The following is a 12,202-nucleotide window of genomic DNA, read 5'->3' as shown; positions in this document are numbered from 1 at the left end:
GCTGTCATAGAGAAATGAGTGTCAGAAGATGAGCATCAGCAGGCCGATGACCACCAGCAGGCCAATGAGAAAGATGATCCCGGCGGTACTTGCCAGAAATTTGAGCATGTGACGTCTCCTTGTCGATGCCGATTGTGGTTACGAGAAGATAGAAGCCGCCTTCCAGTGCTGCAAGCGAAGCGGTCATGGCTTGGGGGTCAATAGAGGCGCAAGCCGACCCGGGTTACCCGATTGCCGTCCATCTCGCTGACCACCCAGTGAATGCCGTGCCAGTCGACGTCGTCACCCACGACGGGATGGCCGCCCACCCGCAAGGACACGAACTCGGCCAAGGTCATCTCACTCTCTCCGGGGCTCAGGGTCAGGCCGTAAACGCTGGCGATATCCCGCATCAAGGCATCGCCATCGAAGGTGAAAGTGCCGAAGAAGGCACGCTCCCGCTTCAACTTGGCATCGCCGCTGAACAGCCGGTTGAGCGCCGGCAGATCCTCGCTGCGCCCGATGACGCAAATCACGTCGCCAAGCTTCAGGCGCGTGCTGCCCTTGGGGTGCAGCATGGCGTGTTGGCGAAACAGTGCGGAAATCACCGCGCCCGAGGGAAAGCGCAACAGGCGAATGGGGACGTCGTCGAGATCCTGATTGTCCACCTTGTAGACGAACATCTCGTAATCGTTTTCCGGCAGGATACCGAGCGGGCCGCGATTGTTGGGGGTCACGCCAACGGGCACCTCCACCTTGGTCCAGCGTGCCATCAGGGGTAGCGTGCCGCCCTGAATCAGCAGCGAGAGCAGAACCACGGCAAAGGCGACGTTGAAATAGAGCGCGGAATTCTCCACCCCGCCGATCACCGGGAAAATGGCCAATACGATGGGGACCGCTCCTCTCAGGCCGACCCAGGAGATGAAGCCGATTTCCCGCCAGCGGAAGCGAAAGAACGGCTTGACCGTCACCAGTACCGCCAGCGGGCGGGCGATGAAGATCAGCACCAGCGCCACCAGGGCAGCCGGCAAGGCGAACTCGAGCAGCCCCGATGGGCTGACCAACAGACCCAGGATCAGGAACAGCCCGATCTGGCTCAACCAGGCCAGGCCATCATGCACGGGCAGAATGAAGTTGAGATGGCGCCCCGGCTGGTTGCCGATCATCAACCCGGTGAGATAGATCGCCAGGAAGCCGCTGCCGCCGAGGAAGCTGGTGGCACCGAAAACGCAGAACCCAAGCCCCAGTGCCAGCAGTGAGTAGAGCCCAGGGGCGAGATCCAGCCAGCGCAGCAGTTTGGCGCTCAGCCAGCCGCCGCCCACCCCGATCACCAGGGCCAGGCCGAACTGCAGCGCCATGAACGTTGCCGTCGAACCCAGCCCGCGGATGTCGCCTACCAGTAGTTCGACGAGCAGCACGGTCAGGAAGATGGCCATGGGATCGTTGGTGCCGGACTCGATCTCGAGCGTTGCGCTGACGCGCTCATTGAGATGCACGCCGCGACCGCTGAGCATCGAGAAAACCGCCGCGGCATCGGTGGAACCGACGATGGCGCCGACCAGTAGGCCCTGGACGAGCGTCAGGTCGAAGATCCACATGGCGAACAGGCCGACGATGGCGCTGGTAACGAAAACGCCGAGCGTGGCGAGGGAGAGCGCCGGTCGAAAACCGACACGGAACGTCTTGAGGCGGGTGCGCAGCCCGCCATCGAGAAGGATCATGGCCAGCGCGAGGTGACCGATCAGGAAAGCCAATGAATAATCGTCGAACTGAATTCCCAGAATACCGTCTTCGCCAGCCAGCATACCCAGCCCGAGGAAGATCAGCAGCAGCGGCAAGCCCACCATCGAAGAGATACGGCTGGCCACGACGCTCAAAGCGATGAGAAAGCCGGATAACAGAAACAGCGTATTGATGGTGTCCATGCATGACCTCGAGCCGGAATGGCTCCATTATGCCATGCCGCCCATACTCTCGCAGGGCGGTCTCAGCTAGCCATGCCTGTCATGACAACGATAAACTGGTCGCTTACTGAAGATTACACATGCTTTGGAGCGCCATGGCCAAGCCTGATCGCAGCACCATGATTCGCATCCTGGCAGTGGCGTTGACGACTGCCCTGCTGTTGCTGCCGCTGTTGCTGCAAGCCGAGCCGGTTGCGGAAGAGGCTGATCCGCTACCCGTACCGCCGCTGGAACTCGATACCGAGGTCACGGTGTTCCCCCCCTTGGTGACCGGCGAGGCCATGGCACCGGATGGCGCCGTGCCGCTGGTCGAGGCGCCCCCCGTCGTCGAGGGTGCCGGGGTCATCGGGCACCTTCTGCCAGAGGCACCAGGCGCGCTCGACGAGCACGAGGCAAGCTCGAGCGAGCCCGCGCCGGACGTGCCAACGGTGGTCACTGCCCCGGCCGATCCGATTGTACCGCCACCCACCACCCAACTGAGCGTGACGCTGGACTGGTACCTCAATCCCCAGCACGCCACCCTGCTGATAGCACGTGAAAAAGGTATGTTCCTGCGTCGCGGACTGGACGTGGCGCTGGTGGTGCCGGCCGATCCCAACGTACCCGCCAAGCTGTTGGCTGCAGGACGAACCGACCTTGCGTTGGGGCGCCAGACCCAGCTGCATCTGCTGGTCGATAGCGGCATGCCGCTGGTGCGTATCGCCACCCTGATAGCGGCCCCCGTCTCGGGGCTGATGCTGCGTGCCAATGCCGATTCGGAGAAACAGGACTTGGCCGTGGAAGGCATGCGCATCGGCTATACCGATGCCGATGGTCGCGATGCCATGCTGCAGAGCGTGCTGAGCGAACTGCTGGGAACGGCCAACGGACTGGATCTGGTAGAGTTGAAGGACACCAACTACGGCATGCTCGATGCCATGCGCGCCCAGGACGTCGACGGCATGATGATGCACCATCGCTACCTGCTGCCGCGCCAACTGGCCGACGAAGGCATATTGACCCACACCCTGCCGATCGAGGAGTTCGGCCTGCCACTGCATGATGGATTGATCCTGATGGCCAACCGCGATCAGCTCAATGGCAAGCGCGATGCACTGCGCCGCTTCGTCTCGGCACTGGAGGAAGCGACGCTGTGGATCGTCAACCATCCCCGGGAGGCGTGGGAGTTACTGGAAAAGGCCGAACCCGCCCTGGCCGACCCGATCAATCGGGAAGCCTGGGCTGGCATCGCCCCGCGCTTCTCGCTGCAACCGGCGGCCGTGGACAAGGGGCGCTATCTGCGCCTCGAGCAGTACCTGCTGGAGGCCGGCATCATCGAGGTGCCAACACCCCTGGAGCGGCTCGCGATAGACCTGGGTACGGCCACTCCCTAGCCGATGCGTATGGTGGAAATCAGGCTGACAAGGCTGAGAGAAAAGCGTTGACCTTGGCCTGAAAGGCTTCGGGCTGCTCGGCATGCAACCAGTGGCCGGCGTCCTGCAGGGTCACCACTTCGGCCATCGGCAATACCTCACGCAGCGCCGGCAGCGCCGAATCCGGGACATAGTGCGAACGGCCTCCACGCAGCACCAGCACCGGCCCATCGAAAGCGCCCTCACCGGCAGGCGCCTGCATGATCTCCTCGTAGCCTGTCTCGATCTGGTCGAGCCCCACTCGCAATGCCAGCATGCCCTCGGCATCGCGCTCCAGGTTGGTGGCGAGAAACAGGCGCGTGGCACGTTCTTCGACATGTTCGGCCAGTAGTGCATCCGCCTCGCGTCGGTTTTCCGGCCTGCCGCGCTGCAGATTGCGCAGGCCGGCAAAGACCGCGTCGTGGCCATGGCCGTACTTCTGCGGTGCGATGTCGGCCACGATCAGCGACGCCACTCGCTGTGGCGTCATGCGGGCCAGACTGATGACCACCTTGCCACCCATGGAATGCCCCAGCAGATGTGCCCGGTCGATTCCCAGGCGATCCATCAGAGCCAGCAGATCCTCGGCCATTTCGCCATAGCTCATGCCATCGGCGTGGGGCGAGCGACCGTGATTGCGCAGGTCGACCGCGATTACCCGGCGCTGCTCCTGCCACTGCTTGACGTGGGAGCGCCAGTTGTCGGCGCTGCCCAGCAGGCCGTGGACGACGATGAGCGGGGTACCCTCTCCACCGCTATCCTGGAAATTGAGTTCGACGGTCATCCTTCCTCCCTTACATGAGCGTGTGGGCCCGGGCATTTTGGTCTGAGCATCGTTCAGAGCCGCTGCGGTGCCAGATCCTGCTGCCCGGTGATTTGCACCAGCCTGCGGCTCAGCGAGCTCAGCAACACGCCATAGAGCGGCAGGAAGAACAACAGGCTGATGCCCAGCTTGATGACATAGTCCACGGTGGCGATCTCGACCCAGTTGGCTGCCATGAAGGGATCAGGGCTGCGATAGAAGGCCATGGCAAAGAACGCGGCGGTATCGGCGAGATTGCCCAGCACGGTGGAAACGGCCGGGGCGACCCACCAGGCTCGCAGGCTGCGCAAGCGATCGAAGACCTGTACGTCGAGCAGTTGGCCGAGCACGTAGGCGGCAAAGCTTGCCAAGGCGATGCGCGCCACGAAGAGGTTCCACTCGCCCAGCGCTTCCAGGCCGGCGAAGCTGCCACGGGGGAAGACGACCGAGACGACGTAGGAGATCAGCAGCGCAGGCAGCATCACGCGCATGATGATGGCGCGGGCCGGCTCCTTGCCGAACAGCCTCACGGTGAGGTCGGTGGCGAGAAAGATGAAGGGAAAGCTGAACGCCCCCCAGGTGGTATGGAAGCCGAACAGCGTGAACGGCAGCTGGACGAGGTAATTGCTGGCGGCAATGACCAGGATGTGAAACGACACCAGCAGCAGTAGGCAGCGTCGCTGCTGCGCTTCGGACAGGACGAACATGAGTGAATCCTTTTTGGACGGCCGCCGCGGCGGCCAAGTCGATGACGAGGGGTGAGGGAACCCTCGCCGGTACCCGTATCGTCGGGTGCCGGAATGAGGCAGGGATTATACGTGGCCCGCTGTCACTGGCCAATGCCTGTCCGAAGACAGGAGGAGACAAAGTGAAAATGGAGCGCTGAGCCGCCGGGTGGCGGCTCAGCGCTCGGCGCTCAGACCTGGCGTGCCTCGTTCGCCGAGCCCACGTCACGCGCCTTCATGGCTTCGTGCACGTCCTGCAGGCTTGCCGGATCGTCGATGGTCGAGGGAACGCCGTACTCCTTGCCATCGGCGATGTTGCGCAACAGTTTGCGCAGTATCTTGCCCGAGCGGGTCTTGGGCAGGCGGTTGACCACCAACACCTGCTTGAAGCAGGCGATCGGACCGATCTTCTCCCGCACCAGCGCGATCAGCTCGTTTTCCAGGGTGACCTCGTCGCCATCGAAACCGTCCTTGGGGATGACCAGGCCGACCGGTATCTGCCCCTTCAGGGCATCGTGAATGCCGATCACTGCGCATTCGGCCACGGCCCGGTGGGCGCCGACCACCTCTTCCATCTCGCCGGTGGAGAGCCTGTGTCCGGCCACGTTGATGACGTCGTCGGTGCGGCCCATGATGAAGAGGTAACCCTCTTCGTCGAAGTAGCCGCCGTCGCCGGTCAGGTAATAGCCGGGGAAGGCGGCCATGTAGGCACTGTGGAACCGCTGAGGATCGCCCCATACGCCGACCAGACAGCCCGGCGGCATGGGCTGCTTGATGACCACGCTGCCCTGTTCCATCGGCGCGGCCTGCTCCCCTTCCCGGTTGAGGATTTGCACGTTGAAGCCGGGCACCGGCACAGTGGCGCTGCCGGCCTTGGTCGGCATCGGTTCGAGCCCCTGCAGATTGGCTGCTATCGGCCAGCCGGTCTCGGTCTGCCACCAGTGGTCGATGACCGGCACGTCGAGCAGGTCGTCCAGCCAGTGGAACGTCGGCGGATCGAGGCGCTCACCCGCCAGATAGAGCGCCTTGAGGCAGGAGATATCGTACTGCTGCAGCAGGATGCCGTCAGGGTCCTCTTTCTTGATGGCGCGGAAGGCCGTCGGCGCAGTGAAGAAGCTCTTGACCCGATACTGGCTGATCAGCCGCCAGAAGGCGCCGGCGTCAGGCGTCTTGACGGGCTTTCCTTCGTAGACCACGGTGGTGCAGCCACGCAGCAGCGGGGCATAGACGATATAGGAGTGGCCCACTACCCAGCCCACGTCCGAGGCCGAGAAGAATACGTCGCCAGGGGCCACGTCGTAGATGGTTTCCATCGAGTAATGCAGTGCTACGGCGTATCCCGCCGTGTCGCGTACCACGCCCTTGGGCTTGCCGGTCGTCCCGGAAGTGTAGAGAACGTAAAGAGGATCGCTCCCCTTCACCGGCACACAGTCGGCCGGCTCGGCGTTCTCGAGCAGCTCGGCCCAATCAAGATCGCGCGGACCGAGTTCGGCCAACTGCTGCTGACGCTGCAGGTAGATGCAAGCATCGGGCTTGTGCTCGCTCAGCTCGATCGCTGCAGCGATGTTCGGCTGATAGGCAATGACCCGGTCGATTTCGACGCCGCAGGAGGCCGCCACCACGACCTTGGGCTTGGCGTCGTCGATGCGAACGGCGAGCTCGTGAGGGGCGAAACCGCCGAATACCACCGAGTGCACGGCGCCCAAGCGCGCGCAGGCGTACATCGCCACCAGCGCCTCCGGCACCATCGGCATGTAGATGACGACGCGATCGCCTTTCTCCACCCCGAGCCCCTTGAGCGCGCCGGCGAACAGTGCCACCTCGTCGCGCATCTCGCGGTAGGTCAGCGTGCGTTTCCCCCCGGTGACGGGCGAGTCCCAATAGATGGCCGGCTGGTCGCCTCGCCCCTGGTCGACATGATGATCCAGGGCGGCGTGGCACAGGTTCAGTTCGCCGTCCGTGTACCAGCGAGCGTGCCCCTGCTCGTCGTAATCGAGGACGGTCTTGGGTGACGTGAACCAAGGGATCCGGCGCGCTTGGTCGGCCCAGAAGGATTGCGGCTGTTCGATCGAGCGTTGGTATTCGTTTTTGTAGGCTGGCATGGGCATCTGTCCGACATCGAAGAGAACTTGATTGTTGACACTTTAGAGATTTTCTTCGGTTTTTCCTTCATACCATCGGCTAATATCGAGAAAAAAGCCGGCACATTGTCGTCAGGCACCACCGGGTTGTTGACAATGAGAAGCAAAAGAGAGGAGCAGCAAGGAGGAAATAGCGACTTTGGTTGATTCTCCGTTTGACAGGGAGGATGTCACTATCAATGATGACTAAATCAGCAATGCCATGACCAAGATTGGGCGCTGCCGAACAGCAACGGCTGTGACATGTCGTTTGCGCTGTCTTGTCCCGGACCGAGGTAGATGCCTGAAGCCGCCAAGCCCTGAGTCAAGCCACTGTGGCTCGGGCAATATGGGGAGAACATCATGAGCACCTCGCACAGCGCTGCAAGCCGGCTTCTTCAAGCTGGCAACCCGGCCATCGACAACGCCACTGCCCTGCTGAAGGCACTGGCCAACGACAATCGCTTACGTATCCTGTGTCTGCTGGACGGTGCCGAGCTTTCGGTGACCGAACTCAACCAGCGGCTTTCGCTGAGCCAATCCGCCCTCTCGCAGCACTTGGCGATCCTGCGTCGTGAAGGGCTCGTGTCGACGCGCCGGGCATCGCAGACCATCTACTACTCGCTGCAGGGCGAACAGGCGCGTCGCATGATCGACGCCCTGGTGCGTTTGCAGGAGGCGTGAGCGGCTGCGACGCCGCACTCAGCGTTTTTCCCAGCGGCTGGCGTCGAGGCGCTCGAGCACACGCATGATGGCTCCCTCGACGGCCTTGCTGGTTGCCATTCCCAGCCGTTCGCCCATCGGGTGGCGGGTCTCGAGACGAACGCCAATGATGCGTGCCTCTTCCATACGCGATACCAGATAAGCCTCACTGGTACCGAGCACATCGATCAACCCCTTGTCCAGGGCGTCCCGCCCGTACCACACCTCGCCCGTGGCCACTGCTTCGATATCGAGATCGGGGCGCCGTTCGGCCACGTGACGCTTGAACAGAGCGTGAATGTTGTCGAGATCGGACTGGAACTTTTCACGCCCCTCTTCGGTGTTCTCACCGAAGACGGTCAGCGTCCGCTTGTACTCACCGGCCGTGAGCAATTCGACATCGACGTCGTGGCGTTTCAGCAGGCGATGAACGTTGGGCAACTGGGCGACGACGCCGATCGAGCCCAGCACGGCAAACGGTGCGGCACGCAGCTGGTCGGCGGCACATGCCATGAGGTAGCCGCCGCTGGCAGCAACCTTGTCCACGCAGACGGTGGTCTTCAGCCCGGCCTCGCGCAGGCGATCCATCTGGGCGGCGGCGAGCCCGTAGGAGTGCACCAGGCCACCGGCGGACTCGAGACGCACGACGACCTCGTCTCCCGTTTCGGCCGCGGCGATCACGCTGGAGATCTCCTCGGCGAAGCGCCCCACGCCCGAGGCCTTGATGTCACCGCGGAAATCCAGCACCCAGACCGTGTGGCGCGGCTCGGACGGCGACTTGCGGCTGCGGGAACGGCTCTTGTCGTCGCGCCGAAAGGCCTTGACCAGGCGCTTGCGCGCACTGGGCTCGGTGGCGGCCAGGGTCAGGCGTCGCCGGCGATACTCCAGCCGGTCGTTCAACTCCTCGATTTTCAGCCGTGTGCGCTCGCGGCCCTCGCCCTTGATCCGGGCAATGACCACCACCGCCACGACGACCAGCAGCGTGAGTACCGACATCTGTACGATGAAGCGCCCGATATCCATCAGCCATTCATTCACGTTGCCACTCCCTCCGTTGGTTGATTGCCAATCGTGACCTCGACCGAGGACATTGACAACGGACTTGATTGAAACAATCGTTTGAAATAACCTTTGACAAACAGGTTCTCAAGTCCCCGGCTCAATACCCATAGGAAATACCATGTCCATCTCGACCCTCGATAAACTGCAAGAGCGCTTCGATCCCCAGGCCGCCAAGGGCATGGACGATGTCTTCCAGTTCCACTTCAGCGACAACGGCAGCCATTATCTGGTCGTCAAGGATGGCACCCTGGCAATCGAGGAGGGCGAGCATGACGACCCTTCCGTCTCGCTCTCCATGAGCACCGATACCCTGAAAGGCATCATGACTGGAGACGTCAATGGCATGACGGCCTTCATGACAGGCAAGCTCAAGGCCACCGGTAACGTGATGCTGGCCACCAAGCTCACCAGCCTGTTCCCTAATCGCTGATCGACCCGCGTGGACACAGCGTCGAAGGGCCGCCAACAGGCGGCCCTTTTCTTTACTGCATGCCACCGCCTGTCATTTACGCGCGACCCCGCCCGCGACCTCGGCCAGGTGGGTTTCGATCAGCGCCCGGGATATGGAGTATGTCGGCGGAAGTTGGGGCAGCCGGCCGGGCGTGAACCAGGCGGCGTCGGCGATCTCGATGCCGTCGATACGAATGCGCCGGCTGGCGGCTTCGGCGAAGAAGCCCAGCATCAGGGCGTGGGGAAAGGGCCAAGCCTGGCTGCGGTAGTAGCGTATGCGCCCTACGCTGACGCCCACCTCCTCGTGCACCTCGCGGTGAACCGCCTCCTCGGCCGATTCGCCCGGCTCGATGAAGCCGGCCAGCGTGGAGTAGCGTCCCGGCGGAAAGCGCGGACTGCGAGCCAACAGCATGGCTTCGCCATGAGTGACAAGGGTGATGATGCAGGGCGAGATGCGCGGATAGTTGCGATGCCCGCACTGCGCGCAGTGCATGGCGAATTCGGCATCGAGCCGCGCCGAGGGCGCTCCGCAGCGCCCGCAGAAGCGATGATCGCGTATCCAGGCTGCCACCTGCAGCGCGGTGGAGATCAGCGGAAACCAGGATTCCGGAAGACGTGCAAGCCACTGTCGTCCATCGGGCCAACTCTCGTCGGCATGCTCTTCCACCGACAGCGCGATCGGCTCGTCATGCCAGAAGGCCAGCGGCTGCACACTCTGGGGCCAGGGTTGTTCCGGCTGCAGCGGGCTACCATCCGGGCCGATGGCAATGCGTCCATCGGCCACTCGAATCAGGCGGCCGTGGCTACAGCCGAGCGGTAGCTCACGGCGCAGCATCGCTGGCCTCGTGCGTCTGGCCTAGCAGCGCGTCCCAGTGACAGCTGCCCGATGCCTGACGAATCTGCTCGAGCTTGGCACGGTGGGCAGCCAGTTCCTCGGCGCCGGGCTGCACCACGCGCAGAGTGCCGGCAGGCAAGGCAAGGCGCCTGATGGACAGGCCGCTGGCCATGGCGTCGCTACTGCTGCTCTCCTCCGCATCCAGCGACAGCGCCGTCTGACCACCGGTCATGGCCAGATAGACTTCGGCCAGGATCTCTGCATCGAGCAAGGCGCCGTGCAGCACACGATGACCGTTGTCGATCTCGTAGCGTTTGCACAAGGCATCCAGGTTGTTGCGCTGGCCGGGGTGGCGCTCGCGTGCCAGTTTCAGCGTATCCAGGATTCGACAGTGCTCGGCCACCGGCCCCAGGCGTGGCTCACCGCGAGCCGACAGAAGCAGGTTGAACTCGTGGTCGATGAAGCCGACGTCGAACGCGGCGTTGTGGATCACAAGTTCGGCACCGCGCACGAATGCCCAGAACTCATCGGCGACCGCGGAAAAGACCGGTTTGTCCTCGAGAAACTCGTTGGTGATGCCGTGCACCCCGATGGCCTCGGCCTCGACCTCGCGCTCGGGATTGATGTACTGATGGTAGGTGCGTCCCGTGAATCGGCGGTTCACGAGCTCGAGGGCACCGATCTCGATCAGGCGGTGGCCTTCCCGGGGGTCGATACCGGTGGTTTCGGTATCCAGCACGATCTGACGCATGGCTAGGACTCAGGTTGAGTGATGGTGGGCTTGGAGCTGGTCCGGTGGGCATCGATGGCGGCGTTGGCCAGCGCATCGGCGCGCTCGTTGCCGGGATGGCCGCTGTGCCCCTTGACCCAATGCCAATGAATCCGATGGCGCCGAGTCTCCTCGAGCAGCTCGCGCCAAAGCTCCGCATTCTTGACGGGTTGACGATTGGCCGTCTTCCAATTGCGCTTCATCCAGCCGTGGATCCATTCGGTGATGCCGAGCCGCAGGTATTCGGAGTCGGTCCAGAGCTCCACCTCGCAGGGGCGCTTGAGCGTGCGCAACGCCATGATGGCGGCCATCAACTCCATGCGATTGTTGGTGGTGTTCGCCTCGAAGCCATTGAGGGTCTTCTCGTGACTGCCGCTTTCCAGTACGGCCCCCCACCCCCCCGGGCCCGGGTTACCGCGGCAGGCACCATCGGTGTGTATCGTCACGCTGGGGAGGGGCTGATCGCGCTCACTGTCACTCAACTTCGGTGGTCCTTCTACTTGGTTCCGGCGCGGTACTTCCGACACGCGTCGCATGACCCAGGGCTCCGCCGCCCAGGCTGCTCTGAATGCGCAGCTTGGGTCGCTGACTCTGAACGAGGCGCGCTCGGCGTCTGGCACGAATGATGTAGCTATCGCCCAGCGGCACGTTATGCCGCCGCCCGAGAGTTTCGAGCGTGGCATTGTTAGGTAGGCTGCCAGGAAGATGAAAGCCGCAATAGTCTACCCGCTCGATGCGAAAGTCGACAAACGCCAGCCAGTCTCCGAGCTTTGCCGGGGTTCTCCAGTGACCACGCCAGGGCAAGCGGTTACGCCGCCTGGGCGAGAGCCGTGCCAGGCCGGTAATGCCCAGCGGCATCCAGCCCAGTACGATCAGACAGCCATCGTCCGCCGTGACCCGAGCTGCTTCCTGCAGTAGCCGGTGCGGTTCTTCCACGAGTTCGAGCAAGTGGTGCACGATGACCAGATGCAGACATTCATCCGGCAGAGGGAGCGCGTCCAGCGGACAGACCAGGCTCGACGCAGACTCGGAGAGCTCGGCGGTGGGAGCCCAGCGAATGTTATGGCGGATGGGTGACATGTCGGTCAGCGAAGGCCCCATTCCCAGTTCAAGACTGTGGCCGCCGTGCAGGCTTTCACATACGGGACCCAGGCAGGCCCGTTCGGCACGCCAATGCGCCTGTCCGTTCTCGCTGGACCAGTAGCGATGCCCCTCTCGATACAGCTGAGCCAAGGTGGCCGCTCCGTGCGGATTTGACATTTCCGACCATTACCTCCATGATCACCGGTTTTGCAGGCAATTTTTGGCTAATTGGCCGCTATTTCGTCGCCATGTTTCGCATGCTGGCGACCCCAAGTGACGCCGGACGCAATGGGAAACACCGGCGAGCTGCATTCATTTCG

Annotated in this window: 13 protein-coding genes; 3 read left to right on the top strand and 10 right to left on the bottom strand. The window is 63.0% G+C overall.

Features of this window, described 5'->3' with window-relative positions:
• Positions 1–4: 4 nt before the first annotated feature.
• Positions 5–187: a hypothetical protein gene (locus B8115_RS23355; protein WP_141638609.1), complete on the bottom strand. Its 183-nt coding sequence runs from the start codon at positions 185–187 to the stop codon at positions 5–7.
• A 10-nt stretch (positions 188–197) separates the two neighbouring features.
• On the bottom strand, positions 198–1,904 hold the full coding sequence (locus B8115_RS14570; RefSeq protein WP_010628551.1) for a potassium/proton antiporter: 1,707 nt from the start codon (positions 1,902–1,904) through the stop codon (positions 198–200).
• A gap of 134 nt (positions 1,905–2,038) precedes the next feature.
• Here B8115_RS14570 and B8115_RS14565 point away from each other — a divergent pair, with 134 nt between their 5' ends.
• Positions 2,039–3,316 (top strand): ABC transporter substrate-binding protein, encoded by a 1,278-nt coding sequence (locus B8115_RS14565; protein ID WP_010628550.1) that lies wholly within the window; start codon positions 2,039–2,041, stop codon positions 3,314–3,316.
• 19 nt (positions 3,317–3,335) lie between these two features.
• Here B8115_RS14565 and B8115_RS14560 read toward each other — a convergent pair whose 3' ends face one another.
• The 3 genes from B8115_RS14560 to B8115_RS14550 all read right to left on the bottom strand — a co-directional run bounded on the left by B8115_RS14560 (position 3,336) and on the right by B8115_RS14550 (position 6,963).
• Positions 3,336–4,118, bottom strand: a complete 783-nt coding sequence (locus tag B8115_RS14560; RefSeq protein ID WP_010628549.1) for an alpha/beta fold hydrolase — start codon at positions 4,116–4,118, stop codon at positions 3,336–3,338.
• 53 nt (positions 4,119–4,171) lie between these two features.
• Positions 4,172–4,843 carry a 7-cyano-7-deazaguanine/7-aminomethyl-7-deazaguanine transporter gene (locus B8115_RS14555; protein ID WP_010628548.1) on the bottom strand — a complete coding sequence of 224 codons (672 nt, stop codon included), beginning with the start codon at positions 4,841–4,843 and terminating at the stop codon, positions 4,172–4,174.
• Positions 4,844–5,052: 209 nt separating this feature from the next.
• Positions 5,053–6,963 carry a propionyl-CoA synthetase gene (locus tag B8115_RS14550; protein WP_026038138.1) on the bottom strand — a complete coding sequence of 637 codons (1,911 nt, stop codon included), beginning with the start codon at positions 6,961–6,963 and terminating at the stop codon, positions 5,053–5,055.
• A 381-nt stretch (positions 6,964–7,344) separates the two neighbouring features.
• Here B8115_RS14550 and B8115_RS14545 point away from each other — a divergent pair, with 381 nt between their 5' ends.
• On the top strand, positions 7,345–7,665 hold the full coding sequence (locus tag B8115_RS14545; RefSeq protein ID WP_010628546.1) for a helix-turn-helix transcriptional regulator: 321 nt from the start codon (positions 7,345–7,347) through the stop codon (positions 7,663–7,665).
• A gap of 18 nt (positions 7,666–7,683) precedes the next feature.
• Here the strand turns inward: B8115_RS14545 and sohB are convergent, their stop codons facing one another.
• On the bottom strand, positions 7,684–8,721 hold the full coding sequence (sohB, locus tag B8115_RS14540; protein WP_010628545.1) for a protease SohB: 1,038 nt from the start codon (positions 8,719–8,721) through the stop codon (positions 7,684–7,686).
• 142 nt (positions 8,722–8,863) lie between these two features.
• Between sohB and B8115_RS14535 the strand changes: the two genes are divergently transcribed.
• Complete coding sequence (locus B8115_RS14535) at positions 8,864–9,175, top strand: SCP2 sterol-binding domain-containing protein (protein ID WP_010628544.1); 312 nt, start codon at positions 8,864–8,866, stop codon at positions 9,173–9,175.
• Positions 9,176–9,247: 72 nt separating this feature from the next.
• On the opposite strand, the gene nudC is transcribed toward B8115_RS14535, so the two are convergent.
• From nudC to B8115_RS14515, 4 genes are read right to left on the bottom strand one after another with little or no spacing between them, the layout of a single operon-like run.
• Positions 9,248–10,030, bottom strand: coding sequence for an NAD(+) diphosphatase (gene nudC, locus B8115_RS14530; RefSeq protein ID WP_010628543.1), 783 nt, complete (start codon positions 10,028–10,030; stop codon positions 9,248–9,250).
• Positions 10,017–10,781: a DNA polymerase III subunit epsilon gene (dnaQ, locus tag B8115_RS14525; RefSeq protein ID WP_010628542.1), complete on the bottom strand. Its 765-nt coding sequence runs from the start codon at positions 10,779–10,781 to the stop codon at positions 10,017–10,019. The genes nudC and dnaQ overlap by 14 nt, the downstream gene beginning before the upstream one ends.
• Before the next feature lie 2 nt (positions 10,782–10,783).
• Entirely contained in the window at positions 10,784–11,281 is a 498-nt protein-coding gene (gene rnhA, locus B8115_RS14520; protein ID WP_010628541.1) for a ribonuclease HI, read from the bottom strand.
• A complete protein-coding gene (locus tag B8115_RS14515; RefSeq protein ID WP_238539226.1) occupies positions 11,274–12,032 on the bottom strand; it encodes a class I SAM-dependent methyltransferase in 759 nt (252 codons plus the stop codon). Before B8115_RS14515 ends, rnhA begins: the two co-directional genes overlap by 8 nt.
• Between the last annotated feature and the right edge of the window lie 170 nt (positions 12,033–12,202).

This window comes from Halomonas sp. KM-1, from assembly GCF_000246875.1.
In the GTDB taxonomy this organism is placed as follows: Bacteria; Pseudomonadota; Gammaproteobacteria; order Pseudomonadales; family Halomonadaceae; genus Halomonas; species Halomonas aerodenitrificans.
This window is presented reverse-complemented; position numbering and strand designations above follow the sequence as displayed.

Excerpts from the sequence above, each read along its gene's own strand:
- B8115_RS14535 (WP_010628544.1), top strand. The coding sequence starts at position 8,864 with ATGTCCATCTCGACCCTCGATAAACTGCAAGAGCGCTTCGATCCCCAG.
- B8115_RS14565 (WP_010628550.1), top strand. The coding sequence starts at position 2,039 with ATGGCCAAGCCTGATCGCAGCACCATGATTCGCATCCTGGCAGTGGCG.
- B8115_RS14570 (WP_010628551.1), bottom strand. The coding sequence starts at position 1,904 with ATGGACACCATCAATACGCTGTTTCTGTTATCCGGCTTTCTCATCGCT.
- dnaQ (WP_010628542.1), bottom strand. The coding sequence starts at position 10,781 with ATGCGTCAGATCGTGCTGGATACCGAAACCACCGGTATCGACCCCCGG.
- nudC (WP_010628543.1), bottom strand. The coding sequence starts at position 10,030 with ATGCTGCGCCGTGAGCTACCGCTCGGCTGTAGCCACGGCCGCCTGATT.
- B8115_RS23355 (WP_141638609.1), bottom strand. The coding sequence starts at position 187 with ATGACCGCTTCGCTTGCAGCACTGGAAGGCGGCTTCTATCTTCTCGTA.
- B8115_RS14555 (WP_010628548.1), bottom strand. The coding sequence starts at position 4,843 with ATGTTCGTCCTGTCCGAAGCGCAGCAGCGACGCTGCCTACTGCTGCTG.
- B8115_RS14545 (WP_010628546.1), top strand. The coding sequence starts at position 7,345 with ATGAGCACCTCGCACAGCGCTGCAAGCCGGCTTCTTCAAGCTGGCAAC.
- B8115_RS14550 (WP_026038138.1), bottom strand. The coding sequence starts at position 6,963 with ATGCCAGCCTACAAAAACGAATACCAACGCTCGATCGAACAGCCGCAA.
- B8115_RS14560 (WP_010628549.1), bottom strand. The coding sequence starts at position 4,118 with ATGACCGTCGAACTCAATTTCCAGGATAGCGGTGGAGAGGGTACCCCG.